Source organism: Xanthobacter sp. 126 (genome assembly GCF_000526175.1).
GTDB classification, from domain to species: domain Bacteria; phylum Pseudomonadota; class Alphaproteobacteria; order Rhizobiales; family Xanthobacteraceae; genus Xanthobacter; species Xanthobacter aminoxidans.
Genome location: NZ_JAFO01000001.1, coordinates 4,423,943 through 4,450,223, shown reverse-complemented (window position 1 = coordinate 4,450,223; position 26,281 = coordinate 4,423,943). Strand labels below are relative to the sequence as shown.

The 26,281-nt window shown below is 68.0% G+C and carries 26 protein-coding genes; 10 read left to right on the top strand and 16 right to left on the bottom strand.

All coding sequences use genetic code 11. The features are described from left to right. The first annotated feature begins 143 nt into the window (after nucleotides 1-143). The 3 genes from XAN126_RS0121080 to XAN126_RS0121065 all read left to right on the top strand — a co-directional run bounded on the left by XAN126_RS0121080 (nucleotide 144) and on the right by XAN126_RS0121065 (nucleotide 4,971). Nucleotides 144-1,883 (top strand): tetratricopeptide repeat protein, encoded by a 1,740-nt coding sequence (locus XAN126_RS0121080; protein WP_024280539.1) that lies wholly within the window; start codon nucleotides 144-146, stop codon nucleotides 1,881-1,883. A 132-nt stretch (nucleotides 1,884-2,015) separates the two neighbouring features. Beyond that, a complete protein-coding gene (locus XAN126_RS0121070; RefSeq protein WP_081762736.1) occupies nucleotides 2,016-3,713 on the top strand; it encodes a formate--tetrahydrofolate ligase in 1,698 nt (565 codons plus the stop codon). A gap of 85 nt (nucleotides 3,714-3,798) precedes the next feature. Beyond that, entirely contained in the window at nucleotides 3,799-4,971 is a 1,173-nt protein-coding gene (locus tag XAN126_RS0121065) for an acetyl-CoA acetyltransferase (RefSeq protein ID WP_024280538.1), read from the top strand. A gap of 54 nt (nucleotides 4,972-5,025) precedes the next feature. Here the strand turns inward: XAN126_RS0121065 and XAN126_RS0121060 are convergent, their stop codons facing one another. Both XAN126_RS0121060 and XAN126_RS0121055 read right to left on the bottom strand, forming a co-directional pair. Next, the gene (locus tag XAN126_RS0121060) at nucleotides 5,026-5,781 is read right to left on the bottom strand and encodes a DUF1223 domain-containing protein (RefSeq protein WP_024280537.1); all 756 of its coding nucleotides are present in this window, start codon (nucleotides 5,779-5,781) and stop codon (nucleotides 5,026-5,028) included. A gap of 115 nt (nucleotides 5,782-5,896) precedes the next feature. Beyond that, nucleotides 5,897-6,274, bottom strand: a complete 378-nt coding sequence (locus XAN126_RS0121055) for a DUF971 domain-containing protein (protein ID WP_024280536.1) — start codon at nucleotides 6,272-6,274, stop codon at nucleotides 5,897-5,899. A 248-nt stretch (nucleotides 6,275-6,522) separates the two neighbouring features. On the opposite strand from XAN126_RS0121055, the gene moaA reads away from it, so the two are divergent. Continuing rightward, nucleotides 6,523-7,557 carry a GTP 3',8-cyclase MoaA gene (moaA, locus tag XAN126_RS0121050; RefSeq protein ID WP_029877530.1) on the top strand — a complete coding sequence of 345 codons (1,035 nt, stop codon included), beginning with the start codon at nucleotides 6,523-6,525 and terminating at the stop codon, nucleotides 7,555-7,557. Between the two features lie 271 nt (nucleotides 7,558-7,828). Next, entirely contained in the window at nucleotides 7,829-8,845 is a 1,017-nt protein-coding gene (locus XAN126_RS0121045) for a DMT family transporter (protein WP_024280534.1), read from the top strand. 32 nt (nucleotides 8,846-8,877) lie between these two features. Here the strand turns inward: XAN126_RS0121045 and XAN126_RS0121040 are convergent, their stop codons facing one another. From XAN126_RS0121040 to XAN126_RS0121000, 9 genes are all read right to left on the bottom strand, one after another. Then, nucleotides 8,878-9,063: a hypothetical protein gene (locus tag XAN126_RS0121040; RefSeq protein WP_024280533.1), complete on the bottom strand. Its 186-nt coding sequence runs from the start codon at nucleotides 9,061-9,063 to the stop codon at nucleotides 8,878-8,880. A 93-nt stretch (nucleotides 9,064-9,156) separates the two neighbouring features. Then, entirely contained in the window at nucleotides 9,157-10,200 is a 1,044-nt protein-coding gene (locus XAN126_RS0121035; protein ID WP_024280532.1) for a sulfate/molybdate ABC transporter ATP-binding protein, read from the bottom strand. Beyond that, complete coding sequence (gene cysW / locus XAN126_RS0121030; protein WP_024280531.1) at nucleotides 10,197-11,123, bottom strand: sulfate ABC transporter permease subunit CysW; 927 nt, start codon at nucleotides 11,121-11,123, stop codon at nucleotides 10,197-10,199. The genes XAN126_RS0121035 and cysW overlap by 4 nt, the downstream gene beginning before the upstream one ends. Beyond that, nucleotides 11,120-11,974 (bottom strand): sulfate ABC transporter permease subunit CysT, encoded by an 855-nt coding sequence (gene cysT, locus XAN126_RS0121025; RefSeq protein ID WP_024280530.1) that lies wholly within the window; start codon nucleotides 11,972-11,974, stop codon nucleotides 11,120-11,122. The genes cysW and cysT overlap by 4 nt, the downstream gene beginning before the upstream one ends. 111 nt (nucleotides 11,975-12,085) lie before the next feature. Further along, the gene (locus XAN126_RS0121020; protein WP_024280529.1) at nucleotides 12,086-13,102 is read right to left on the bottom strand and encodes a sulfate ABC transporter substrate-binding protein; all 1,017 of its coding nucleotides are present in this window, start codon (nucleotides 13,100-13,102) and stop codon (nucleotides 12,086-12,088) included. Between the two features lie 115 nt (nucleotides 13,103-13,217). Continuing rightward, a complete protein-coding gene (locus XAN126_RS0121015) occupies nucleotides 13,218-13,928 on the bottom strand; it encodes a phosphoadenylyl-sulfate reductase (RefSeq protein ID WP_024280528.1) in 711 nt (236 codons plus the stop codon). A 6-nt stretch (nucleotides 13,929-13,934) separates the two neighbouring features. Next, nucleotides 13,935-14,447, bottom strand: a complete 513-nt coding sequence (locus XAN126_RS0121010) for a DUF934 domain-containing protein (protein ID WP_024280527.1) — start codon at nucleotides 14,445-14,447, stop codon at nucleotides 13,935-13,937. Continuing rightward, a complete protein-coding gene (locus tag XAN126_RS0121005; protein WP_024280526.1) occupies nucleotides 14,434-16,086 on the bottom strand; it encodes a nitrite/sulfite reductase in 1,653 nt (550 codons plus the stop codon). Before XAN126_RS0121005 ends, XAN126_RS0121010 begins: the two co-directional genes overlap by 14 nt. 44 nt (nucleotides 16,087-16,130) lie before the next feature. Beyond that, nucleotides 16,131-16,472, bottom strand: a complete 342-nt coding sequence (locus tag XAN126_RS0121000; RefSeq protein ID WP_024280525.1) for a DUF2849 domain-containing protein — start codon at nucleotides 16,470-16,472, stop codon at nucleotides 16,131-16,133. 268 nt (nucleotides 16,473-16,740) lie between these two features. Between XAN126_RS0121000 and XAN126_RS0120995 the strand changes: the two genes are divergently transcribed. The 3 genes from XAN126_RS0120995 to XAN126_RS0120985 all read left to right on the top strand — a co-directional run bounded on the left by XAN126_RS0120995 (nucleotide 16,741) and on the right by XAN126_RS0120985 (nucleotide 18,867). Next, the gene (locus XAN126_RS0120995) at nucleotides 16,741-17,535 is read left to right on the top strand and encodes an enoyl-CoA hydratase-related protein (protein WP_024280524.1); all 795 of its coding nucleotides are present in this window, start codon (nucleotides 16,741-16,743) and stop codon (nucleotides 17,533-17,535) included. An 82-nt stretch (nucleotides 17,536-17,617) separates the two neighbouring features. Beyond that, entirely contained in the window at nucleotides 17,618-18,190 is a 573-nt protein-coding gene (locus tag XAN126_RS0120990) for a DUF1214 domain-containing protein (protein ID WP_024280523.1), read from the top strand. Then, complete coding sequence (locus XAN126_RS0120985; protein WP_245272308.1) at nucleotides 18,187-18,867, top strand: DUF1254 domain-containing protein; 681 nt, start codon at nucleotides 18,187-18,189, stop codon at nucleotides 18,865-18,867. Before XAN126_RS0120990 ends, XAN126_RS0120985 begins: the two co-directional genes overlap by 4 nt. An 18-nt stretch (nucleotides 18,868-18,885) precedes the next feature. On the opposite strand, the gene XAN126_RS0120980 is transcribed toward XAN126_RS0120985, so the two are convergent. The 5 genes from XAN126_RS0120980 to pdxY form a co-directional block, all read right to left on the bottom strand. Beyond that, nucleotides 18,886-19,086, bottom strand: coding sequence for a hypothetical protein (locus XAN126_RS0120980; RefSeq protein ID WP_024280521.1), 201 nt, complete (start codon nucleotides 19,084-19,086; stop codon nucleotides 18,886-18,888). Between the two features lie 144 nt (nucleotides 19,087-19,230). Beyond that, entirely contained in the window at nucleotides 19,231-19,965 is a 735-nt protein-coding gene (locus tag XAN126_RS0120975; protein ID WP_024280520.1) for a hypothetical protein, read from the bottom strand. Next, a complete protein-coding gene (locus XAN126_RS0120970; protein ID WP_024280519.1) occupies nucleotides 19,962-21,056 on the bottom strand; it encodes an alkene reductase in 1,095 nt (364 codons plus the stop codon). Before XAN126_RS0120970 ends, XAN126_RS0120975 begins: the two co-directional genes overlap by 4 nt. Nucleotides 21,057-21,236: 180 nt before the next feature. Then, complete coding sequence (locus XAN126_RS0120965; protein ID WP_024280518.1) at nucleotides 21,237-22,142, bottom strand: PhzF family phenazine biosynthesis protein; 906 nt, start codon at nucleotides 22,140-22,142, stop codon at nucleotides 21,237-21,239. A 73-nt stretch (nucleotides 22,143-22,215) separates the two neighbouring features. Next, nucleotides 22,216-23,064 (bottom strand): pyridoxal kinase PdxY, encoded by an 849-nt coding sequence (gene pdxY / locus XAN126_RS0120960; protein WP_024280517.1) that lies wholly within the window; start codon nucleotides 23,062-23,064, stop codon nucleotides 22,216-22,218. 260 nt (nucleotides 23,065-23,324) lie between these two features. On the opposite strand from pdxY, the gene XAN126_RS0120955 reads away from it, so the two are divergent. Together XAN126_RS0120955 and XAN126_RS0120950 are read left to right on the top strand one after the other, a co-directional pair. Beyond that, nucleotides 23,325-24,296, top strand: coding sequence for a polysaccharide deacetylase family protein (locus XAN126_RS0120955; protein WP_197024076.1), 972 nt, complete (start codon nucleotides 23,325-23,327; stop codon nucleotides 24,294-24,296). A 356-nt stretch (nucleotides 24,297-24,652) separates the two neighbouring features. After that, on the top strand, nucleotides 24,653-26,215 hold the full coding sequence (locus tag XAN126_RS0120950; RefSeq protein ID WP_024280515.1) for a 2-isopropylmalate synthase: 1,563 nt from the start codon (nucleotides 24,653-24,655) through the stop codon (nucleotides 26,213-26,215). Nucleotides 26,216-26,281 lie beyond the last annotated feature (66 nt).

Sequence of the window (26,281 nt, the reverse complement as noted above, 5' to 3'; positions counted from 1 at the left end):
ACCGGCCCTCGCGAACACCGCTGATTCATGACTCCCACGTAACTTGCGGTGCCACAGGAAAGCCGCCATCCTCACGCCATCTCGCCCCGCTTGGATTTCGCGTTACCACGCCCGCAGGGCCCGGCTTTCAGGACAGATCATCGGTGACGACACGACGCCCCACCTTCTCCGCGGCCCTGGCGGCCGGCCTTGCTGCGGTGCTCACTCTGTCGCCGGGCCTCGCCCGGGCCGAGGCCGTGCCTGACTTCGATACCTCGCTCGCGGGTAACTACCTCGCCGCCCGGCTGGCGAGCACTGAGCGCGACCAGGACGCCGCCGTCGTCTATCTGCGCAACCTGATGAAGCTCGATGCGCGCAACGAAGAGATCCTGGAACGGACCTTCTTCGCCATGCTCATGGACGGCCAGATCGACGACGCGATGAAGCTCGCCGATCGTCTGGTGAAGATCGACCGCACCCATCGCGTCGCCCGCCTCGCGCTCGCCGTGCGCTCCATCAAGAAGGCCCATTACCAGACGGCGCGCACCAATCTCGCGCTCTCGGTGCGCGGTCCCATCGGCGATCTCACGGCCACGCTGCTCGCCGCCTGGACTTTCTTCGGCTCCGGCAACACCAAGGGCGCGGTGGAACTGATCGACCGGCTTGAGGGGCCGGACTGGTACGCGCCCATGAAGGAGCTGCACGCCGGCCTCATCCTCGACGCCGCCGGGCAGAAGAAGGAGGCCGGGCGCCGTCTTGAGGCGGCCATGAAGGCCGATCCCGGCTCCCTGCGCGCCATTGATGCCTATGCCCGCTGGGCCTCGCGCAACGACAATACCGAGGCGGCGCTCGCCGCTTATGCCGCATTCGACAAGCAGCTGCCGAACCACCCCATCGTGCTCGCGGCCATCAAGGAGCTGAAGGCCGGAAAGCAGCTGCCGCCGCTGGTGAAGACCGCGCAGGAGGGCTCCTCCGAGGTGCTCTACGGCCTCGGCGCGACGCTCGGGCGGCAGGGGGGCGAGGATCTCGCCCTCGTCTATCTCCAGCTCGCCATCTGGCTCTATCCCGAGCACCCCTTCGCCAGCCTGACGCTGGCCGACCTCTACGAGCAGCTGAAGCAGCCGGCGAAGGCCATCGAGGTCTACGAGACCGTGCCGGACTCCTCGCCGCTAAAGCGCAACGCGCAGGTGCAGCTGGCCGTCAACCTCGACGCCACGGACCATTACAATGAGGCCCGCAAGCAGCTCGAGAAGATGATCGCCGCCGATCCCAAGGACATCGAGGCCATCATCGCGCTGGGCAAGATCCAGCAGACGCGCAAGATGTTCTCCGAGTGCGCGGGCACCTATTCCAAGGCGATTGCCCTCATCCCGCAGCCCGCGCGTGGCAACTGGGCCCTGTTCTACTTCCGCGGCGTGTGCAACGAGCGCTCGAAGAACTGGCCGGCTGCCGAGGCGGACCTGAAAAAGGCGCTGGAGCTCAATCCCGATCAGCCCCATGTGCTGAACTATCTCGGCTATTCGTGGGTGGACCAGGGCACCAACCTGGACCAGGGCCTCGACATGATCCGCAAGGCGGCCAAGCTGCGGCCCGACGACGGACCCATCGTGGACAGCCTCGGCTGGGCCTACTATCGCACCGGGCGCTACGAGGACGCCGTGGTGCAGCTTGAGCGCGCCATCGAACTGATGCCGCAGGACCCGGTCATCAACGACCACCTGGGCGATGCCTACTGGAAGGTGGGCCGCAAGCTTGAGGCAGGGTTCCAGTGGAACCACGCGCGCGACCTGAAGCCCGAGCCGGACGACCTCGCCAAGATTGTGCAGAAGATCGACAAGGGTCTTGATTCGGTCGATCAGCCGCCGCCGGTCAGCAAGGCCGAGGAGCAGCAGAAGGGCGGCTGAGGCCGCCTGAATCTCCCCGAAATGGCGCTTCGGCACCTTCCGAAGCGTCGAAGCAAGGCAATTTTGCCTCGGCCCGCGCTTTTCAGCCGCGGGCCGAGCCGTTAGGGTCGGCGCCCGTTCGGGAACCAATCCATGCATGACAGAAGCGCTCGACCGCTCGATCCCACATCCGATGCGGCCATCGCCGCGAGCGTCACGCCGCGTCCCATAGAGGATGTGGCGGCGGACCTCGGCATCCCGGCGGACGCGCTCTATCGCTACGGCCCGCACAAGGGGAAGATCAGCCTCGATTTCGTGGCCGAGGCCGAATCGCGGCCACGCGGGCAATTGGTGCTCGTCACCGCCATCAATCCCACCCCGGCGGGGGAAGGGAAGACCACCACCACCATCGGCCTCGGCGACGCCCTCTCGCGGCTCGGGACCTCGACGGCCGTGTGCCTGCGCGAGCCGTCCCTCGGCCCGGTGTTCGGCGCCAAGGGCGGCGCCACCGGCGGCGGACGGGCGCAGATCATCCCCATGCAGGACATCAACCTGCATTTCACCGGCGACCTCCACGCCATCACCGCCGCGCACAATTTGCTTTCGGCGCTGATCGACAATCACATCCACTGGGGCAACGCCCTCGATCTCGACGCCCGGCGCATCAGCTGGCGGCGGGTGATGGACCTCAACGACCGGGCGCTGCGCCAGATCACCGTCGGCCTCGGTGGCCCGGCCAACGGCTATCCACGCGAGGACGGCTTCGACATCACGGTGGCGAGCGAGGTGATGGCCATCCTGTGCCTCGCCGACAGCCTCGCCGATCTGGAGGCGCGGCTGTCGCGCATGGTGATCGGCCAGACCCGCGGCCGCCGCATGGTGCGCGCGGAGGAACTGGGCGGCATCGGCGCCATGGTGGCGCTGCTCAAGGACGCATTCCAGCCGAACCTGGTCCAGACGCTGGAGGGAACTCCTGCCCTCGTCCATGGCGGGCCGTTCGCCAACATCGCCCACGGCTGCAATTCGGTGATGGCGACGCGCACCGCCCTTGGCCTTGCCGACGTGGTGGTGACGGAGGCGGGCTTCGGCGCCGACCTCGGGGCCGAGAAGTTCCTCGACATCAAGTGCCGTCAGGCCGGGCTCGTACCCTCGGCCGCCGTGGTGGTGGCGACTGTGCGCGCGCTGAAGATGCATGGCGGCGTTCCGCTCAAGGAACTCGGCACGCCGGATGCGGCGGCCGTGGCGCTCGGCTGCGGCAACCTCAAGCGGCATGTGGAGAATCTGAAGAAGTTCGGTCTGCCGGTGGTGGTGGCGCTGAATCATTTCACCGGCGATACGCCGGAGGAACTGGAAGCGGTGCGCGCGGCGCTGGCGGCCGAGGGCGTCGATGTCTTCCCGTGCGGGCATTGGGCCCGGGGCGGGGAGGGAGCGTTGGACCTCGCCCGAGCCGTCCTCGACCTCCTCGCGCGCCGGCCGAAGTTCGAATATCTCTATCCCTCCGAACTGCCGCTCAGGGAGAAGATCGAGACCATCGCCCGCGAGATCTACCGTGCGGAGCGGGTCGAGTTCTCGTCTGCCGCGATGGCGAAGCTCAAGGAATACGAACTGGCGGGCTTCGGCGACCTGCCGGTGTGCATGGCGAAGACGCAGTATTCCTTCTCCGCCGATCCCACCGCGCGCAACGCGCCCACGGGCCACACCCTGCCCATCCGCGAGGTGCGCCTGTCCGCCGGTGCGGGCTTCGTGGTTGCGCTCGCCGGCGACATCATGACCATGCCGGGCCTGCCCTCAACACCGGCCGCCCAAGACATTTTCGTCATGCCGGACGGTTTCATCGCCGGCTTGTCCTGATACACGCGGCGGTGGCACAAGGCGCCGCGCATTCCCATCTGAACGCCATCAAAACCAGAGCGGTGTCACGCCGCGGGAGACGAACATGGACAGCAAGGCCGCCATCGTAGGCTGGGCGCACTCGCCCTTCGGCAAGCTCGAGGATGCGGATACCGAGGCCCTGATGAGCCGGGTGGCCGGCGCTGCCATCGAGCATGCGGGCCTCTCCCCGCAGGATGTGGATTCGATCCACGTGGGCGTGTTCAACGCCGGCTTCCAGAAGCAGGATTTCCAGGGCGCCATGCCGGCCCTCTCCGTGCCGGAACTGGCCCATGTGCCGGCCGTGCGCGTCGAGAACGCCTGCGCTACCGGCTCGGCCGCCATCCATTCCGCGCTCAATTACATCGAGAGCGGGCAGGGCCGCATCGCCCTCGTGGTCGGCGCCGAGAAGATGACGGCCAAGCCCACCGCCGAGGTCGGCGACATCCTGCTCAACGCCTCCTACCGCAAGGAAGAGGCGGACATCGAAGGCGGCTTCGCCGGCGTGTTCGGCCGCATCGCGCAGACCTATTTCCAGCGTTACGGCGACCGCTCGGAAGAGCTCGCCCGCATCGCCGCCAAGAACCACAAGAACGGTGTTTCCAATCCCTATGCGCAGATGCGCAAGGATTTCGGCTTCGAGTTCTGCAACACCATCTCCGAGAAGAATCCCTACGTCGCCGGCCCCCTGCGCCGCACCGACTGCTCGCTGGTGTCCGACGGCGCCGCGGCGCTGGTGATCGCCTCGGCGGACGTGGCGGAGACGCTCGGCCGCGCCATCACCTTCCGCGCGCGCGCCCACGTCAACGACATCCTGCCGCTGTCGCGCCGCGATCCCATCGCCTTCGAGGGCGCCCGCCGCGCCTGGGCCAAGGCGCTGGAGAAGGCCGGCCTGACGCTGGACGATCTCAGCCTCGTCGAGACCCACGACTGCTTCACTGTGGCCGAGCTGATCGAGTACGAGGCCATGGGCCTCGCCAAGCCCGGCGAAGCCTACAAGGTGGTGCGCGAAGGCATCACCGAGAAGACCGGCAAGCTGCCGGTGAACGCCTCCGGCGGCCTGAAGTCCAAGGGCCACCCCATCGGCGCCACCGGCGTCTCCATGCACGTCCTCTCGGCCATGCAGCTCATGGGCGAGGCCGGCGACATGCAGATCGACGGAGCCAAGGTGGCCGGCGTCTTCAACATGGGCGGCGCGGCCGTCGCGAACTACGTCTCCATCCTCGAACGGGTGAAGTGAGGCGCAGCTTTCAGGGCTGAACGATGCAGCGGGCGGCCTTGGGGCCGCCCGTTTTCATTCGGTGGCGGCGGCGAGGATGGGTCCGCCGGCCGGCGCCTGCACGAGGATGGCGGTGCGCAGGCCCGGCGCGGCTTCCGGCCGGGGGTAATGGGCCCGCGTGCCGGTCCAGCCGCCGAGCCGCTCCAGGCGTCGCACCACGCGAGCGTGGGGCAGAGTGCGGCCGGCATTCTCGCCGCGTCGGACGGGCACCTCGATCACGCCCGGCTCGTATTCCGCGAGCCACACGTCCGCAGCTGCAGAGGGGGCGGTGCCTGGCCCCACCGCGACCTCATGCGCGCCGATCACCACCTCCGGGCCGGCGACGGGTCCAGCGGCGGAGATCGCGTGCTCGATGTCCGACAGGCTGTAGCCCACGCGGCTGAGGCGGCCATTCACCACCATCTGCGGCGTGAACGGCCCGCGCTCGCCCAGCATGGGTTCGTAGGTGTACTGGCGCTGGGTGAATTCCGGCTTGCCGAAGGTGTCGCGCCAGCCGAGGCGGTCCCAATAGGTCACGCTGAAGCTCAGGGCGAGCACGTCCGGGCGGCGGGTGAGGGCGATCAGGTTGGCGTCCGCCGGCGGACAGGAGGAGCAGCCCTGGCTGGTGAACAGCTCCACCACCGTGAGCTTCTGGCGCGGTTCGGCGGCGGCGGGGCCGCCCGAAAGGAGCGCCAGAACGGCCGCGCCCGCGGCGAGGGCAGCCCGCTTCGTGTGCGGTGAACGGCGCGGCTCGTGCGCGGGTGGCGAGGCGGCGGACGGGGATTCGGCCATGGCGCGGGGCTCCTGCGGGATGCCGCCCGCATGAGGCTTCCACCGGGCGCTCCCGGTCCTCCTTCGTCCTGCGGCGCCCGCGGGTTACGCCCTCACGGCATCGTGCAGGCGTCCGTCACCCCCGCGAGAGCCCCTGCGCCTCCAAAGCCTTGAGATAGGCGCCGAACTTCTGCTCCTGGTTCACGCCGTAGCTGTAGAGCAAGTCCCAGGTGTAGAGGCCGGTGCCGTGACCGTCGTCGAAGATGAGGCGGACGGCGTAATTGCCCACCGGCTCCACCTGCGTGATGCGCACCTGCCGCTTGCCGGGCACCGTGATCTTCTCCTCCGGCTGGTGGCCCTGCACCTCGGCGGAGGGGCTTTCCACCCTCAGATACTCGGCGGGGAGGGTGAATTTCGCTCCGTCCTCGAAGGTGACGGAGAGCGTGTGGCGATCGTCGATGACGCGCAGTTCGGTGGGCCAGGGGGCGGCGGCGGGGGCAGACGCGGGAGCCATTGCGTGATGTCCTTTTTCGATCGGGCGAAAGGCCGAGCCTTTTGATTTCACACGGCATCGTGTTCGGGCGGCGACCCTATCCATCTTCCTCTTGCATACGATATATAGGGCAAGCGTCGAAGCCCGCCGTCGGCCGCATCCGGGGCGCTGGGCTTGCCTCAAGACCGGCACAAGCCGGCGGACGGGGAAAGGCGCGGGAGACGCAAGGCTGGTTCGGGAGTGGCGTGGTGAGTGATCTTTTCAGGGATCTGATCGACCGTCCGGGTGTCGCCGCCGCGCAGCAGGCCGGCCCGCTCGTGGATACGTTCGGCCGCGCCGTCACCTACCTGCGCGTCTCCGTCACCGACCGCTGCGACTTCCGCTGCGTCTATTGCATGTCCGAGCACATGACCTTCCTGCCCAAGCAGGATCTCCTGTCGCTCGAGGAGCTGGATCGCCTGTGCAGCGCCTTCGTGCTGCGCGGCGTGCGCAAGCTGCGCCTCACCGGCGGCGAGCCCTTGGTGCGGCGGGACGTGATGACCCTGTTCCGCAGCCTCTCCCGCCATATCGAAAGCGGCCGGCTGGACGAACTGACCGTCACCACCAACGGCTCCCAGCTCGCCCGCCACGCGGCAGACCTCGCCGCCTGCGGGGTGAAGCGCATCAACGTCTCCATCGATACGCTGGACCCGGCCAAGTTCCGCGCCATCACCCGCTGGGGCGATCTCGCCCGCGTGCTGGAAGGCGTGAAGGCCGCGCAGGCGGCCGGCATCCGGGTGAAGATCAACGCCGTCGCGCTCAAGGACGTGAACGAGCATGAGATCGCCTCCATGATGGAGTGGGCCCACGGCGAGGGCCACGACCTCTCCCTCATCGAGGTGATGCCCCTCGGCGAAGTGGGCGAGGAGCGGGTGGACCAGTATCTGCCGCTCTCCGCCGTGCGCGAACAGCTCGCCGAGCGTTTCATCCTCACCGACATCGCCTACCGCACCGGCGGCCCCGCCCGCTATGTGGAGGTGAAGGAGACCGGCGGACGGCTGGGCTTCATCACGCCGCTGACGCACAATTTCTGCGAGGGCTGCAACCGGGTGCGCGTGACTTGCACCGGCACGCTCTACATGTGCCTCGGCCAGGAGGACGCTGCCGACCTGCGGGCGCCGCTGCGGGCCTCCGGCGATGATGCCCTGCTGCACCGGGCCATCGACGACGCCATTTTCCGCAAGCCCAAGGGCCATGACTTCGTGATCGACCGCAAGACCCGCCAGCCGGCGGTTGGGCGGCACATGAGCACCACCGGCGGCTGAAGCGGGGCGGGGCGCGGCCCGGAGATTGAGGCGAAGGCGTGGCCGGGCCATGCCGCAGGCGGGGGGCTCGTGCGCGAGAGCCGGCGCAAAGCGCAGGGCGTCTTTACCCGAAATCAGCTACATCTGGCCCAGAAGATCAATCAACGGCCTGAAGCCGGTTTTGGCGCGCACCGCGACGCCCGACATCTACGAGGTTCGACGTGACACTGCCCCGGGATTGCGCCGGCGCCATCGTTCGTTCCCTTCGCCTTTCCGGCGCAGGAGCAACGGCATGAGCATCCAGGCTGCCGCGCAGCGCCCTGTCGCCCATGTGCCGGTCTCGGCGGTCAAGGGCCTCGTCGCCATGGTTGGCTCCATGGCCCTGTTCATCACCAACGACACCTTCATGAAGCTTGCGCTGCGTGAGGTGCCCCTCAGCGAGGGCCTCGGCCTGCGCACCGTGATGGTGAGCTTCCTGTTCCTCGGCCTCATCGTGGCGTCCGGCGATCTCCTCGCGCTGCGCCACATGTTCCGCCGCAGCGTGCTGGTGCGCTCCTCGCTGGATACCGTCACCACCTTCGTCTACGTCGCCGCGCTGGCGGCCATGCCCATCGCGTCCACCACCACCATCTACATGGCGACGCCGCTCATCACGACCGCGTTGGCCGTGCCGCTCTTGGGCGAGAAGGTGGGCTGGCGCAGCTGGTCGGCCATCATCATCGGCTTCTGCGGCGCGGTGATCGTGACGCGGCCGGATCCGGCCACTTTCAGCCTCATCGCCCTGCTGCCGCTCATGGCCGCCTTCACCGGCGCGGCGCGGGATATTTCCACCCGCAGCATCGGGTCGGAGATTCCCGGCGCAGTGGTGGGCCTCACCGGCTCGGTCGTCTTCTGCCTCGCCGCGACTCTGATCGCGCCATTCGAAAGCTGGAAGGTGCCTTCGACCCCGGTGCTCGCCTATGTGGTCGCGTCCGCCGTGTCGTTCGGCGGCGGCACGCTGCTGCTGGTGTTCGCCTTCCGCAACGCGCCCATCGCCTCGCTCTCGCCCATGCGCTACCTCTTGGTGTTCGGGGCGCTCATCTCCGGCTACTTCGTGTTCGGAGATCTGCCGGATGCCTGGACCAGCGTCGGCATGGCGCTGGTGGTGGGGGCGGGCCTCTATGCCATCCAGCGTGAGCACGCGAAGAGCCGGGCGGCGCGGCGCGCGGCGCGGGACGACCGGAAGACCGGTGTCGTCGGACTCGCCACGGGCTCGCGCGCCACCGGGACTTGCCAGCCGGCCGCGGCCTGCGCGCCCTCGCGGGATTGACCTCAAAGCAGGACAGATGACGGCGCGGCGCGTCAGCCGCGCGGGCGGTACTCGCCGGTGGCGGGATCCCGCTCCAGCCGCACCGTCTTCAGGTCGCCGGTCTCCGCCTTGCGGCGGCGGTCCAGCGCCTCGTTGACGCGCCGCGTCTCCGACGAGATCAGCTTTGCAAGCGCCACGGCGCCGAGGGCGCCCAGGGCAACGACGACGAACGGCGGCACGGCGGCAAACTCCGGTCAGCGAGGCGCGATTGCGCGCCCCATGCACGGTACGTCACCACGCGGTGATGGCGAAAACGTGCCACGGCCGTCTGCTCAGGCGGCGAACACCTTGTAGCGGCGCGGCTTGAGGCCGACCTCGGTGCCCGGCGCGAGATCCTGGCCGTGGGGCACGGCGGCTTCCACCACCACCGGGCCGGCGCTGCCGTTGAGCTGCACGTCGGCGCGGCGGGTGGGGCCGAAGGTGCGCACCGAGAGCACCTTGCCGGAGATGGCGCTCGCCGACGGATCTGCGAGGTCCACGTCGTGCGGCCGGGCGAGGATGCGGGCCGGCCCGTCTGCCACGCCCTGCGGATCGAGCCCCAGCGCACGGCCGCCGAGATAGAGGGCGCCGCCCTTCACCTCGCCGGGCAGCGCGATGGTCTCGCCGATGAAGTCATGCACGAAGGCGGTGGCCGGATTGTCATAGACCTCGCCGGGCGAACCCACCTGCTCGATCTTCCCATGGCCCATTACCACCACCCGGTCGGCCAGCTCCAGCGCCTCTTCCTGGTCGTGGGTGACGAGCACGGAGGTGACGGGCAGTTCCTCGTGCAGGTGGCGCAGCCAGCGGCGAAGTTCCTTGCGAACCTTCGCATCGAGCGCGCCGAACGGCTCGTCCAGCAGCAGCACCTTGGGGGAGATGGCCAGCGCGCGGGCGAGCGCCACGCGCTGGCGCTGGCCGCCGGAAAGCTGGGCGGGATAGCGCTCGGCCAGCCAGTCGATCTGCACGAGATGCAGCAGCTCGTTGACCTTCGCGCGGATGGCCGCCTCGGGCAGCTTGTCCGCGCCCCGGCGCACGCGCAGGCCGAAGGCCACGTTCTCGAACACGTTCATGTGCCGGAACAATGCGTAGTGCTGGAACACGAAGCCCACATTGCGCTCGCGCACCGAGCGGGAGAGCGCATCCTCGCCGTCGAACCGGACCTCGCCGGAATCCGGCCATTCGAGGCCGGCGATGATGCGCAGGAGCGTGGTCTTGCCCGAGCCCGAGGGGCCGAGCAAAGCGACCAGCTCGCCGGTGCGGATGGTGAGGCTCACATTGTCGAGCGCGGCAAAGGTCTTGAAGCGCTTGGTGACGCCGACGACGTCGATGGTCATCTGTCTTCCTCGGCGAGGCGGTGTTCGAGAATGGTCTTGGCGATCAGCGTCACGAGCGCCAGCAGCGCCAGCAGCGACGCCACCGCGAAGGAGGCGACGAACTGGTACTCGTTATAGAGAATTTCGATGTGCAGCGGCATGGTGTTGGTGAGCCCGCGCACATGGCCGGACACCACCGAGACCGCGCCGAATTCACCCATGGCGCGCGCGTTGCACAGCAGCACGCCGTAGAGCAGCGCCCATTTCACGTTGGGCAGCGTCACCCGGAAGAAGGTGGAAAGGCCGGAAGCGCCAAGCGAGATGGCCGCTTCTTCCTCCGCCGTGCCCTGTTCCTGCATCAGCGGGATCAGTTCGCGCGCCACGAAGGGGAAGGTGACGAAGATGGTGGCGAGCACGATGCCCGGCAGCGCGAAGATGATCTTGATGTCCCACGCCTGGAGGTACGCGGCGAACAGGCCCTGCGAGCCGAACAGCAGCACATAGACGAGGCCCGCCACGACAGGCGAGACCGAGAAGGGCAGGTCTATGAGGGTGATGAGGAAGGTCTTGCCGGGAAATTCGAATTTGGCGATGGACCATGCCGCCACGAGCCCGAACAGCAGGTTCGCCACCACCGATATGGCGGCGACGATGAGGGTGAGCTGGATCGCGGCCAGCGCATCGGGGGCCACCAACGCTGCAACATAGGCCTGCCAGCCGCGCTTGAAGGCCTCGTAGAACACCGTCACCAGCGGCAGGCCGATGAACAGGCCGACGAAGGCGAGGGCGATCACCGTCAGGATGATGCGCACGGCCCGCGGCTCGGTGCGCACCGGCCGGCCTCGGTGCGTCGCATAGGCGTGCGACTGCTCCAGCGCGGAGGGCAGGCCCTCGCTGGCGCCGTGGGCGACGGCATGGCCCGACGTCTGGTCGAGGGCGTTCATCCGTGCTTGCTCCCGCGCAGCTCCGCCCATCGCTGGAGGCGGTTGATGATGAGGAGCAGGACGAAGGAGGCGACCAGCATCACCGTGGCGATGGCGGTGGCGTCCGCATAGCGGAACTCCTCCAGCCGGATGACGATGAGCAGCGGCGCGATCTCGGAAATGCCGGGCAGGTTGCCGGCGATGAATATGACGGAACCGTATTCGCCCACCGCCCGCGCAAAGGCGAGGGCGAAGCCGGTGAGCAGCGCCGGCCATACCGAGGGCAGCACCACCCGCACGAGGGTCTGGCCGCGCGTGGCGCCGAGGCTCGCGGCGGCGTCCTCCAGCTCCTGGTCGAGGTCCGCCAGCACCGGCTGCACGGTCCGTACCACGAAGGGCAGGCCGATGAAGACGAGGGCGACGAGGATGCCGAGCGGCGTGAACGACACCTGGATGCCCAGCGGCGCGAGCAGTGAGCCGACCCAGCCGTTCTCCGCATAGAGGGAGGTCAGCGCGATGCCGGCCACCGCCGTGGGCAGCGCGAAGGGGATGTCGATGAGCGCGTCGACGATCTTCTTGCCGGGGAAGTCGTAGCGCACCAGCACCCACACCACGATGGCGCCGAACACCATGTTGACCAGCGCGGCGGCAAAGGCGAGGCCGAACGACACCTGCAGCGCATGGAGCGTGCGCGTCGCCGTGACGATGGCGATGAAGCGCTCCAGCGACAGCTCGCTCGTCTTGATGAACAGCGCCGACAGCGGCAGCAGGACGATGAGCCCCAGCCACGTCAGGGTAAGGCCCAGCGTGAGGCCGAAGCCGGGGATCACGCTCGGCTGCCGGAATCTGAGGCGGGACGATGAGGCGCTCATGGAAGGTTTATAGTCCGGCGACGCTTCTGCGTCGCTCGCTCTAAAGGCCGCGGCCACCGCCGTCAGGAGGGATCCCGAGGGCGGCGGCCGCAGGGTGGATTGAGGGGCGGATCAGTTGCCGGTGATCTGGTCGAACACGCCGCCGTCGGAAAAGTGGGTCTTCTGCGCCTTCTGCCAGCCGCCGAAGACCTGATCGATGGTGAAGAGGTCCACCTTGGCGAACTTGTCCTTGTACTTGGCCGCCACCTGCTCGTCGCGCGGGCGGTAATAGTTCTTCGCCGCGATCTCCTGTCCGGCCGGGGTGTAGAGGAACTTCAGATAGGCTTCCGAGATGGCGCGGGTGCCCTTCTTGTCCACCACCTTGTCCACCACCGCCACGGGCGGCTCGGCGAGGATGGAGACGGAGGGGGTGATGATGTCGAACTTGTCGGGGCCGAGTTCGTTCACCGAGAGATAGGCCTCGTTCTCCCAGGCGATGAGCACGTCGCCGATGTTGCGCTCCACGAAGGTGACGGTGGCGCCGCGGGCGCCGGTGTCGAGCACGGGGGCGTTCTTGTAGAGCGCCTTCACGAAGTCCTTGGCCTTGGCCTCGTCGCCGCCGTTCTTCTTCAGCGCGTAGCCCCAGGCGCCGAGATAGTTCCAGCGGGCGCCGCCGGAGGTCTTCGGATTGGGCGTGACCACCTTGATGCCGGGCTTCACCAGATCGTCCCAGTCCTTGATGCCCTTGGGATTTCCCTTCCGGACGAGGAAGACGATGGTGGAGGTATAGGGCGAGGCGTTATCCGGGAGGCGCTTCTGCCAGTCCTTGGCGAGGTAGCCCCTCTCGGCGATGGCGTCGATGTCGTAGGCGAGGGCCAGCGTCACCACATCCGCCTCGAGGCCATCGATGACGGAGCGCGCCTGCTTGCCGGAGCCGCCGTGCGACTGGTTGATCTTCACGGTGTCGCCGGGGTGCGCCTTCGCCCACTCGGCCGCGAACGCCTTGTTCACGTCCACATACAGCTCGCGGGTGGGGTCGTAGGAGACGTTCAGCAGCGTGATGTCGGCTGCGGCGACGGCGCCGGCCGAAAGCGCGAGCGCGGTGGCGGCGGCAAGGCCGGCGCGCAGGAACGTGCGGCGAGACGACATGGGAAGACCTCCGGCGAGTTCGTTCGTCAATCAGATCAATCGTTCGATATAGCGAACAATCGCAGCCGCCTGACGAGTGGTCAACCCATATATCACAAGTTCTATGGAATTAAATTCAAATGCCCTCGCCAAAATGGATACCGCATTCGGTCTTGGCCTTGCCCCGCCAGCGGCCGGCGCGCGGGTCCTCGCCCGGCTGGACGCGGGAGGTACAGGGCATGCAGCCGATGGAGGCGAAGCCGTGCTTTTCCAGGGGGTGCCGCGGCAGGCCGTGGGTGTCCATGTAGCCGACGAGTTCCTCCCGGCCCATGGCGGCGAGGGGATTGAACTTCACCCGCTCCCCGTCCTGCTCCACCAGACCGATCGCCGTGCGGGTGGCGGCCTGGTAGCGCTTGCGGCCATTGAACCACGCGCCATAGGGCGCGAGCGCACGGGCCAGCGGCTCCACCTTGCGCAGGGCGCAGCAGGCGTCCGCATTGTCGGACCACAGGCCCCGCTCCGGATCACGTGCGGCGAGCGCTGCCGGATCGGGCGAGAAGGTCTGCACGTTGGTGAGGCCGAGATGGCCGGCCAGCGTGTCGCGATAGGCCAGCGTTTCCTCGAACAGGTGGCCGGTATCGAGGAAGAGGATCGGCGTTGCCTGATCCACCTGGGCGATCATGTGCAGCAGCACGGCCGATTCGGTGCCGAAGGAGGACACGGCGGCGATCCGGCCGGGAAAGGCGGCCAGGCCGGCGGCGATGACATCCAGCGGCGAGGCGTTTTCCAGCCGCGCATTCAGCGCGTCGATGTCGAGGCGGGGAGCGGCCCGCTCAAGGGCGTTCATATCAGGTCATCCCTCCACGGGCGCAACGCCCGCATGCGCGACCCGCACGTCCCGGGCCGTGGCCCGCCCGTCGCCGGTCGGCTGGTAGAAATGGGAATAGGTGGCGAGCGCCGTGTTGAAGGCCTCGGCATCCGCCGCCTTCTCGAAGGCGAAGGCATCGAAGCCGGCACGCGCCATCATCAGCGCCTGGTCACGCAGCACGTTGCCCACCGCCCGCAGCTCGCCCTTGAAGCCGTAACGCTCGCGCAGCAGGCGCGCCTGGCTGTAGGCGCGGCCGTCGCGGAACTTGGGGAAGGTCAGCGCCACCACGGAGAGGCGGGAGAGGTAGGGCTTCAGCTCCGCCACGTCCCGGGCGTTGGGCCAGAGGACGCCGATCTCGCCGTTGCGCGCGACAAGCGTCTCGGCCTCCTTCAGGAAGCGCTCGGCGGAAACCAGCACCGGACCATCCGGCAACGCGGCGTCGTCGGTGACGGTGGTGAAGAGGTCCTCGGCGGGCGCGCCGTTCTTAACGAGGGGCATAGGCGCGCTCCTTGAAGGGGTCGGTGCCGAGCCGCTGGACCGCGGCGATGAAGGTCTCGGCGGGCGAGGTGCGCAGGTCGAGATAGGTCTCGACGAGCCGCTCCACCACGTCCACCACCTCGCCCTCGGAGACGGCGGGGCCGATCAGCTCGCCGATGCGGGCCTTGGAATTGCCCTTGCCGCCGAGAGTGATCTGGAAGAACTCCTCGTCCTTCTTCTCCACCCCGAGGATGCCGATGTGGCCCACATGGTGGTGGCCGCAGGCATTGATGCAGCCGGAAATGTTGAGGTGCAGTCGGCCGATGTCGGCGATGCGCGCGTCGTCCGCGAACCGCTCGGTGAGCTTCTGCGCCACGGGAATAGAGCGCGCATTGGCCAGCGAGCAATAATCGAGGCCGGGGCAGGCGATGATGTCGGAGATGAGCCCCACATTGGGAGTGGCGACGCCGATGGCCTTCAGTTTCGCCCACAGGGCCGGAAGATCCTTCTGGCGCACATAGGGCAGGGTGAGGTTCTGCTCGTGGGCGACGCGGATTTCGCCGTACGCATACTCATCCGCGAGGTCGGCTATGGCGTCCATCTGGTCGGCCGTTGCGTCGCCGGGCGGGGCGCCCACGGGCTTCAGCGACAGGGTGACGATGGCATGGCCCTTCGCCTTGTGCGGGGCGACGGAATTGGCGTGCCAGCGGGCGAAGTCCGGGTCCGCCAGCGCCGCGGCGAGCACGGCGGGGGCATCTTCCAGATCTTCCAGCGCCGGATTGAGGAAGCGGTCGCGGATGGCGTCGAGCGCCGCCTTGTCCAGCTTCAGCGCGCCGTCGCGGATCTCGGCCCATTCGGCCTCGACCTTCTGCGCGAAGGCCTCGGCGCCCATCTCGTGCACCTGGATCTTGATGCGCGCCTTGTAGATGTTGTCGCGCCGGCCGCCGAGATTGTAGGTGCGCAGGATCGCTTCCAGATAGGAGAGCAGGTCCTCCTCCGGCAGGAAGTCGCGGATGGTCTTGCCGATATAGGGCGAACGGCCGAGCCCGCCGCCCACGCTCACCTCGAAGCCGGTCTTGCCGTCGCGCTTGTAGAGGCGCAGGCCGACGTCATGGACGCGGATGGCGGCGCGGTCGTGCTTCGCCGCGGTGATGGCGATCTTGAACTTGCGCGGCAGGTAGGTGAATTCCGGGTGCAGCGTGGACCACTGGCGGATGACCTCGGCATAGAGGCGCGGGTCCTCCACCTCGTCGGCGGCTGCACCGGCCCATGGGTCGGTGGTGGTGTTGCGGATGCAGTTGCCAGAAGTCTGGATGCCGTGGATACCCACCTCGGCGAGGTCGGCCATGGCATCCGGCAGCTCGGCGAGCTTGATCCAGTTGAACTGGATGTTCTGCCGCGTAGTGAAATGCCCGTAGCCCCGGTCGTACTTGCGCGCAACCGCCGCCATGGCGCGCAACTGGCGCGCGGAGAGGGTGCCGTAGGGAATGCACACCCTGAGCATGTAGGCGTGGAGCTGGAGATAGACGCCGTTCATGAGACGGAGCGGCTTGAACTCCTCCTCGTTCAGCTCGCCCGCGAGGCGGCGTTCCACCTGGTCGCGGAACTCGGCGACGCGCTCCTGAAGAAAGGCGCGATCGAACTCGTCATAGACATACATGATGGGGCTCGGGGCTCGATATCGGCAGGCGCGGGGAACGGGCGTCAGGCGGCCTTGGCGGCAGCCGCCGGGAGGACACCGGTGGGCAGCGCCACGGTGGGGCCGCCCGCGCGGATGCGCTCGCGCAGGTTCGCCGGCTCGATCCTGCCGTCCGCACCGATGCGGACCGGGGCCGGGTAGGCGCCCACGGCGGTGTTCTCGTCGCCATGGGCGATGTCGAGCAGGCGCAGCACTTCATCGCAGGTGGCGCCCACGGCCGCAGTTCCGATGCGGTCAGTCCAGCCGCCCGTGGCGCTCAGCCACACGACTGCGCCATCGGCGAGCCGGTTGGCGGTGACGACGGTGGGGCCGGCGATCTTCAGTTTGCGCTGCAAAGGCGAGGTCATGGCGATCTCCGTGCGCCCATATTCCCAACTCACAGCGGGAGAGCGCTAATTATCCAGAAAACTTATGTCTTAATCTAAATTACCGCGTTTTGATGCGCAATAGGGAAATAACCCACACACGACATTGTAAATTCGACTGAATTAGTAGACTTAAAAGGTGCTCCGTTCCGGGGCGCCGGCCCGGCTTGCTGCGCGTTGATACCTTTGGCAGCTTGGCGGCACGGCTCGCGTCCCCCGCGGCCGCTCAAGAATCGCGCGAGGAACGCCCATGACCCCCGAGAACAGCCCTGTCCGCCTCGACATCGCGGACGGGATCGCCCGCATCCGGTTCAACCGTCCGCACGTGTTGAATGCGCTGGACGAGGCCTCGGTGCTGGCTCTCGCGGCGGCCGTGGACAAGGTGAGTCGGGACGAGACCGTGCGCGTCGTGGTGCTCTCGGGGGAGGGGCGGGCCTTCCTCGCCGGCGGCGATGTGGCGCGATTCCACGCTGCCGGGCCGGATGCGCCCAAGGTGGTGAGCGCCATCATCGATCCATTTCACCACGCCATCCTGGCTTTGGCCGCCATGCCGGCGCCCGTGATCGCCAGCCTGCACGGCGCGGTGGCGGGGGCGGGCGTCTCGGTAGCGCTGGCGGCGGACCTCGCCATTGCCGCCGACGACATGAAGATGACTCTCGCCTACACCCGAATCGGCACCTCGCCGGACGGCTCCTCCACCTTCTCGCTGCCGCGCGTGGTGGGGCTGCGCAAGGCCATGGAGATCGCGCTTCTCTCCGATACCGTGGAGGCGGAGGAGGCGCTGCGGCTCGGGCTCGTGAACAAGGTGGTGCCCGCGGCCGAACTCGCGGCGGAGACGGACAAGCTGGCGAAGCGCCTCGTGGAGGGGCCGACGCTGGCCTATGGCCGCATCAAGCACCTTCTGCGCTCCTCCTTCGGCCACAGCCTCTCCGAGCAGCTCAATGCCGAGCGCGACGCCTTCATCGCCAGCGCCCGCACAGAGGATTTCGCCGCAGGCGTGAAAGCCTTCGTGCAGAAGACGCCACCGCGCTTCGAGGGCAAATGAGCCCACGAGGGCCATCCCGGCGCCGGCTTTTGCCCGCGCCGGCTTTGTGGGCTAGATAGAGGCGGATAGCTTCGGACCTCCCGTGCGCCTACTGCCGCTCGCCTTCACGCTTCTCATCGCCACCATCCTCGGGTTGGGCGTCACCTGGTTTTCCGTGACCCACTCGCGGGGGCTGGACAACGTGCGCGTGGGCTCCTGGGAAGGCTGGCCGCGGTCCGGCACCTCCAAGGCCGACCCGTACGCCCGCGCCTTTGTCGCCCGCTCGGGGGAATTGCCGCTGGAGCTTGCCGACGGCCTGCTCTTCCTCGCCACGACGGATGATGCCGGCAACCCGCTGGACGGGCGCTGCGAGACGCGCATCGTCGGCGTGCTGCCGCAGGCGCGGCTGTGGACGCTGACCGTCACCGACCAGGACGGCAACCTGATCCCCAACGACGCCGGACGCTTCGGCTTCACCAGCGCCGAGGTGGTCTATCGCGACAATGGCGCCATCGACGTGCGCCTTTCGCCCCGCGCGCGCACCGGAAACTGGCTCCCCACCGGCGCCCGGCCGCGGCTGAAGGTGGCGCTCCGGCTCTATGACGCGCCCTTCTCCTTCACCTCGGGTGCGGATGCCGCCGTGCTGCCCCGCATCACGCGGGAGGCCTGCCTGTGACCACCCTCGACGATCTGCGCGGGGAGGCATCCGAGGTCGCGGCGCGTGGCGGGCGGCTGTTGGGCCGGTTCTTCTCGCGGCTGCCGCGCCCCCACGTCGCGCGTCCCCGCTTCGTGCGGCCGCGCCTCGGCACGCCCGGGCAATTGCTGCTGTTCATCGCCTTTTCGGTGGTGCTGGGCGCCATCGCCCACATCGTGTCCATCCTCGCCATGCCGGCGCTCGCCGAGCGCAATGCCTATGCGCGGCTCTCGGAGCTGATGGATTCCAATGTCCTGACCCTGCTGCCGGATCCGACCCCGCAGGAGCAGACGCTGCCCATGACGGACCCGGCCTTCATCTCGGCCATCTGCCTCTATGATCTGTCAGGGGCGCCGCTGAAGGTGCGTGTGCCGGCCACCGCCGACTACACCTCCGTCTCCTTCTACACCTCGGAAGCGCTCGCCTTCTACGCGCTGAGCGACCAGGCGGCGGGCAAGGTGATCGAGCTGGATCTGATGACCAGCAAGCAGAAGGCGGCTTTACCGGAAGACGAGGAAATCACCGCCGCCGACCGGCTGGTGATCGAATCTCCCTCGCGGGAAGGCATCGTGGCCGTGCGCGCCTTCGTGCGCGAGCGCGGGATGCGGGAACTCGTGCGCCGGCAACTCGAGGCGGCGACCTGCTCGCCGTTGAACTGAACGCGCGTTCGCCTGACGTCAGTGGCTGCGGCGCGGGCGGAAGACGCCTTCTGCCTCGGGCGTCGGGCCGGGCAGGGCCGAAACGTGCCGCTCGATGCGCACCACCGGCAGGATGACGATCTCCGCCCCTTCCGGCCGGCTTGCGCCGCGATCCGCACGGGACGATCCGCGCCGCGCCGGCTGGCGGGCCGTATCGGGAAACGCAATGACCGTGTTCATGCCCCTGATCCTCCATCGAGAGCCGTGATCACAACGTCACTGTGGTCCTTATGGTTGCGTGAAGCTTAACGTTTGGTGAACCGGACGTTAATGGCGCGGGCGGACAGGCCTCCCGCGAGGGCGCCGCCCGGCGCTGCCGCGCTCTCAGTTTCCCGCCCAGCGCCAGCGCATGTAGTCCACCGCGAAGGGGGCCATGGCGGGGGTGAGGTCGGCTTCGCTCTTCACCACCGCCACATCGGCGAGTTCCGGCTGGGTTTCCGCTGCGAGGAAGGTGCGGATGCGGGCGGCGAGGTCCTCGGCGGGGGCATCGAACACGAGGCGGCCCATGAGGGCCACGCGCGGCCCGTCGAACAGGCCGGTGAAGCCCTCGTCGCGCAGGATGTCGGCGGGCCGGAGCCCGGTCTCCTCGGTCAGCTCGCGCAGCATGGAGGCGTGGAGGTCCACGCGGTTGTCAGCCGTGATATCGGACGGGTCGGGCGTCCCGCCGGGAAAATAGATGCGGCCGGCCGAGGCGGTGTGCGGCCCCATGACGCCGAGCACGAAGCCGCCGTCCGAGCCTTCGATGGCGGCGAGAGCGAAGGCATTGACCATGCCCTCATCCTTCCAGCCCTCGTCGCGCCAGAAGGTGAAGGCGGCGAAATCGGTCTGGCGGAAGGCGCCGGAGAGCACGCCGTCCGCGAAGCCATGGCGGGCGAGGAGCAGGATCGGCCCGTTCCACAGATGCGGATTGTCGGCCGCGCGGCGGGCGAAATACGCCTCGATCTCGGCGCGGCGGGGGGCCATCTCGGTCCAGCCGCCGGGCTCGAAGGCAAGATCAAGCCGATGGACCGGCGCGATGCGCCGGTCCACGGTCCAGTCCTGACCCCAGCCGCCGCTCACGCGGCGGCGTCCTTCAGGGTCGGGTAGTCGATATAGCCCTTGGCGCCGCCGCCATAGAGCGTGTCGCGGTCCAGCTCGTTGAGCGGCGCGTTGCGCTGCAGGCGTTCCACGAGGTCGGGATTGGAGATGAACGGCTTGCCGAAGGCCACGAGGTCCGCCTTGCCTTCTGCCAGCACGGCGTTCGCGAGGGCGAGGTCGTAGCCGTTGTTCACCATCCAGGCGCCGCTGTAGCGCTTGCGCAGCTCCTCGAAGGAGAAGTCCGGCGCCACGTCGCGCGGGCCGCCGGTGGCGCCCTCAACGACGTGGATATAGACCGGGTGGCGCTTCTCCAGTTCGTCGATCACGTAATTGAAGAGCGCCTGCGGGTTGCTCTCGGAGATGCCGTTGGCCGGCGATACGGGCGACAGGCGCAGGCCCGTGCGGGCGGCGCCGATCTCGGCAATGATGGCGTCCATCGCCTCCAGCAGGAAGCGGGCGCGGTTCTCGATGGAGCCGCCATAGGCGTCGGTGCGCTGGTTGGAACCGTCCTTCAGGAACTGGTCGATGAGATAGCCGTTGGCGCCGTGGACCTCCACGCCGTCGAAGCCAGCCTTGATGGCGTTGGCGGCGGCGCGGCGATAGTCCGCGATGAGGCCGGGGATTTCGGACAGCTCCAGCGCGCGCGGCGCGGAGGTCTCGGCGAAGCCGTTGTTCACGAAGGTCTTGGTGGCCGCGGTGAGCGCGGAAGGCGCCACCGGCGCGCCACCGTTCGGCTGCAGCGAGGTGTGGGAGACGCGGCCCACATGCCAGAGCTGGATGAAGATGCGCCCGCCTTTGGCGTGCACCGCGTCCGTTACCTTTTTCCAGCCTTCGACCTGGGCGTCGGAATAGATGCCGGGCGTGTCCTGATAGCCCTGGCCCTGCTGGGAGATCTGCGAGGCCTCGGTGATGAGGAGGCCGGCATCGGCGCGCAGGGCGTAATATTGCGGCGCGAGGTCGCTCGGCACGAAGCCGGCGGCGGCACGGTTGCGCGTGAGGGGCGCCATGACGATGCGGTTCGGCAGCGTCAGTTCGCCGAGGCGGAAGGGTTCGAACAGGGAAGTCGCGCTCATGAAAGGAAACCTCTGGCGTGGGGCCGGGAGTGCTGCGATGCGGCAGACATAGGCGCGATCAAGCCACTGCCAAGCCCGGCCGCACGCGAAAGCAGGCTCAAATCCGGCCCACGAGCGTGAGTTGTTTCAATGCCACCTATTGGCCGTGCTCAAGTATGGTACCTTACCCATTGGCGTCTTTCAGATATGCAGCACGCCCTCGGCGATCACCACCGCACCGCCGCCGATGGTGGCGCCCGTGACCTGCCCACCCTTCACGGTGAAGCCGAGGTCGACCCGGCTCGGCCGGCCCATCTCGAAGCCCTGGTCGATGCGCACCTTGTGGTGGCCGTCCACCCTATTCTCGGCGTCAAGCAGCACCCAGGGGAAAGCGGCGGCGGCGGAGCCGGTGGCCGGGTCCTCCTCCGTGCCGAGGCCGGGGGAGAACATGCGGGCGCGGAAGTCCGCGTCGCCTTCCTCGTCCAGCGTGTAGAGGTAAAGCGCTTCGCCGAAGCCGCCGAGGGAGGCGATGAAGGCCGCTTCGTCCGGCCGCGCGCGGGCGAGCGCCGTCAGGTCGGCCAGCGGCACGAACAGGAAGGGCACGCCGGCATTGGCGACGATGGGCCGGTGGGCGTCGAAGCCGATGTCGCCCTCGTCCAGGTTCAGCGCCTCGGCGCAGGCTGCGCGGGAGATGTTCACCTCCTCGATCTCGCCCTTGCGTGGCGCGGTGAACACGGCCGATCCCTTGCGCGCGCCGGCCGGCGTGGCGCCCTGCGTCGTCACCTCGCAGGTGATTGTGCCGATGGTCTCCTCGATGCGCAGGGTACCCGTGGCGAGCTTGTCCTCCAGCGCAAGGAGCACGGCGGCGCCGACGGTGGGATGGCCGGCGAACGGCATTTCGTGGGCGACGGTGAAGATGCGGATGCGGGCGCGGTTCGCCTTGTTCTTCGGCGGCAGCACGAACACCGTCTCTGAGACGTTGAACTCCCGCGCGATCTGCTGCATGGCCGCGTCGTCGAGCCCTTGGGCGTCGAGCACCACGGCAAGCGGATTGCCGCCGAAAGGGCGGGTGGTGAACACGTCCAGGGTCACGTACCGGCGCGGCATCTCAGCTCTCGAACGCTACAAGAGCACCCGCGCCCCCACGCCGGCCTCTTTACTTACTTGCCACAATTTAGCCTCAGATCGCCGAGGCCGGGAAGAGCCGGGAAGGGGTAACGAACTCCTCCTGCGCTTCCACCAGCAGCAATTCCCGAGACTGTGCTTTTTCGGTCCGCGACAGCACCCCGTAAATGGAGGATGCGGCAAGGGAAACCGCCTGCGCGGTGGAGCCCGTGCGCAGCACGTGGAAGAAGAACAGAGCGGCGATGGCGTCGCCCGCGCCGTTGAGCGAGAGGGCGAGGCGCGGCGTGCGCACCAGGAATCGCCCATCCGGCCCTGAGGCGAGGAGATCGATTGAATCGGACGGCGTTTCGCTGACATGCAGGCTGGTGACGAGGATCACCTTCGGTCCCAGCGCGTGCAGCGCGTCGCAGGCGGCGATGGCCTCCGGGAGCGTCGTGCAGGTGCGGCGGGTGAGAAGCTCCAGCTCGAATTGGTTGGGTGTGATGACGTCGGCGGCGGGCACTGCCCTCTCGCGCATGAATTCCGGGATGCCCGGACGCACGAAGATGCCGCGGCCCACGTCGCCGATCACCGGGTCGCAGCAATAAGCGGCGTTGCGGTTCGCCGCCCGCACCCGCTCGACCGCATCGAGGATGGCGGCACCGATATCGGCCGAGCCCATGTAGCCGGAGAGCACGCCGTCGCAGCGCGACAGCACTCCGCGCTCGGCGATGCCCTCCACCAGATCGCCGATCACGGACGCCTCGAACACCTGTCCCCGCCACGCGCCGTAGCCGGTGTGGTTGGAGAACTGCACGGTGTTGATGGGCCACACCTCCACACCCAGACGCTGCAGCGGGAACACGGCGGAAGCGTTGCCCACATGGCCGTAGGCGACGTGCGACTGGATGGAGAGGATGTTCATGGGACGTCCCGGATCAGGGGGGCCATCGGCCCGCCCTCGCCGCGTACTCCGTCAGGCCGCCTGCATTCAAATGGATTCTGTTGATCGGCCGTCACGCGACGCTGATGGGACCCGTAGGGCCGCCATTCGTTCGACGCCCATGTTTCCCCGCGCAACAGCAAGTGACCGCAACCGAGCCGTGCGGCCACTGGAAATGCGCCGCGCGCAGGGCTAAGCCGGTGCGCCGCCGCCCGATGGCGATGCTTTGTGCCGGTGACGCCTTGCCCTCGATCCGACTGCCGCTCCGTTCGCTTTTTGCCGCGCTCCTGCTCGCCGGCCTCTGCGCGCCTGCGCACGCCGCTGGCCCGGCCTGCTATCCGCCCCAGGCGCTGGCGGCGAAGCCGGGCGAGGAGATCGTGCGGCCGCACACCGGTGGGCCGGGTCAGCTGCCGGACATCTCGGTGCCCACCTCGGCGCCGGTGCCGGCCGCGCTGCGCGGCTCCATCCGCCGGGTGGACCTCCCGGCGGGGGTCAAGATGGTCGCCCTCACCTTCGATCTGTGCGAGGCCTCCAGCGAGACCTCTGGCTATGACGGCGCCCTCGTGGATTACCTGCGCAGCGAGGGCATCGCCGCCACCTTCTTCGCCGGCGGCAAGTGGATGGTGAGCCATCCCGAGCGTGGCGGGCAGCTCACCGCCGATCCCGGCTTCGAGATGGGCAACCACACCTGGTCCCATGCCAATCTCACCGTGAAGACAGGCGAAGCCATGCGCCGGCAGGTGGATGACGCCGACATCGGCCTCGCCCTCGGCCGCAAGCAGGCGGAGGCGAAGGGCTGCATGCTGCCCAAGCCGCAGGCCATCAGCCTGTTTCGCTTTCCCTATGGCTCGTGCAGCGCCGAATCCCTGAACTATGTGAACGACACCGGCCACCTCGCCATCCAGTGGGACGTTGATTCCGGCGATCCCGCCTTCATCGGCGCCAAGGGCATGGCCGACGACATGCTCCGCGGCATCAAGCCCGGCTCCATCGTGCTGATGCACGCCAACGGTCGCGGCAAGCACACGGCCGAGGCGCTGAAGATCCTCATCCCCGCGCTGCGCGCCAAGGGCTACCGCTTCGCCACCGTGGGCCAGCTCCTCGCCGCCGGCACGCCGGTGATCGCCCAGACCTGCTATTCCCTGAAGCCGGGCGACACCCGCATCTATGATGAGGCTGCGCGGACCGGAAAGCGCATTCTGCCTGTCCAGTAGGAGAACGGGGAGCCAGCGGGAGGCAGCCCACCTAACCCCACGCCCCCTTGCTTCGGCCGTTCCATTCGGCTATGAGCAGCCTCCCGTACTCGTGAGCGAAGAGCAGAGCGCCCCGTGTCGTCCCGCACGACCAAGACCGCCGCCTCTCAGCCCCGGACCATCAAGGTTCCGGGCAACGCTCTCATTCTGCGCGCGCTTCTTCTCCTTAGCCGCCCCTGAGGGCCGGCCGGGCTTGCGCCTGGGCACTCAGGGGAACCGCCGCCGCTGGGCCTGAAGACCCGGCGCCTGTTTTCGGCTTATGATCCGGACAACATGCCCCCAGACGGGCCGCGCCGGATGCCAGAAGGACCGCTCCCATGACTGCCAGCAACACCGTCGGCGCCAACGACCGCGTCATCATCTTCGACACCACCCTGCGCGACGGCGAACAGTGCCCCGGCGCCTCCATGACCTTCGAGGAGAAGCTCGAAGTGGCCGAGGTGTTGGACGAGATGGGCGTGGACGTGATCGAGGCGGGCTTCCCCATCGCCTCCATCGGTGATTTCGAGAGCGTGGCGGAGATCGCCCGCCGCACCAAGAACGCCACAATCGCCGGCCTCTCCCGCGCGGCCCTGAACGACATCGACCGCTGCGCCGAGGCGGTGAAGCACGCCCGCCGCGGGCGCATCCACACCTTCCTGTCCACCTCGCCCGTGCACATGAAGTACAAGCTCCAGAAGGAGCCGCACGAGGTGCTGGAGATGGTGGTGGCCTCGGTCACCCGCGCCCGCAACCACGTGGAAGACGTGGAGTGGTCGTCGGAGGACGGCACCCGCACCGAGATCGACTTCCTGTGCCGGTGCGTGGAGGCCGCCATCAAGGCCGGCGCCACCACCATCAACATCCCCGACACGGTCGGCTACACAACCCCCGGCGAATATGAGGCGCTCTTCCGCACCGTGCGCGAGCGCGTGCCTAATTCGGACAAGGCCATCTTCTCCGTCCATTGCCACAATGACCTCGGCATGGCGGTCGCCAATTCTCTGGCCGGCCTCGCCGGCGGTGCGCGGCAGATCGAATGCACGATCAACGGCATCGGCGAGCGTGCGGGCAATGCCGCGCTCGAAGAGATCGTGATGGCCATCGACACCCGCTCGGACGTATTGCCCTATCGCACCGGCATCAATTCCAAGATGCTCACCCGCGTTTCCAAGATGGTCTCGGCGGTGACATCTTTCCCGGTGCAGTACAACAAGGCCATCGTCGGCCGGAACGCCTTCGCCCACGAGAGCGGTATCCATCAGGATGGAATGCTGAAGCATACCCAGACTTACGAGATCATGACGCCCGAGAGCGTGGGCGTCTCCAAGACCTCGCTGGTCATGGGCAAGCATTCCGGCCGGGCCGCCTTCCGCGACAAGCTCAAGGCCATGGGTTACGAACTGGGCGAGAACGCGCTCAACGATGCGTTCACCCGCTTCAAGGACCTCGCCGACCGCAAGAAGGTGGTCTACGACGAGGACATCGAGGCGCTGGTGGATCAGGAGATCGCGGTTTCCCACGATCGCATCAAGCTCCTGTCTCTGTCGGTCATCGCCGGCACACACGGCCCGCAGCGCGCCACCATGCGCGTCGAGGTGGACGGCCGCGTCATCACCGAGGAGGCCGAGGGCAACGGCCCGGTGGATGCCACCTTCAACGCCATCAAGGCTTTGGTGCCGCATCAGGCCAAGCTCGACCTCTATCAGGTCCATGCCGTCACCGAGGGGACCGATGCGCAGGCCGAGGTGTCCGTGCGCCTCGAGGAGAATGGCAAGGTGGTGACCGCCCGCGCCGCCAATCCCGATACGCTGGTGGCGTCGGCGCAGGCCTACATCACCGCGCTGAACAAGTTGCAGATGAAGCGCCAGAGCATGAACGCCCAGAGCGCCGCAGGCTGAGCTGAGGCCTCCCGCCCGTCACAAGCAAAGAAGGCCGCCCCATGGGGCGGCCTTTTTCGTTGCGGG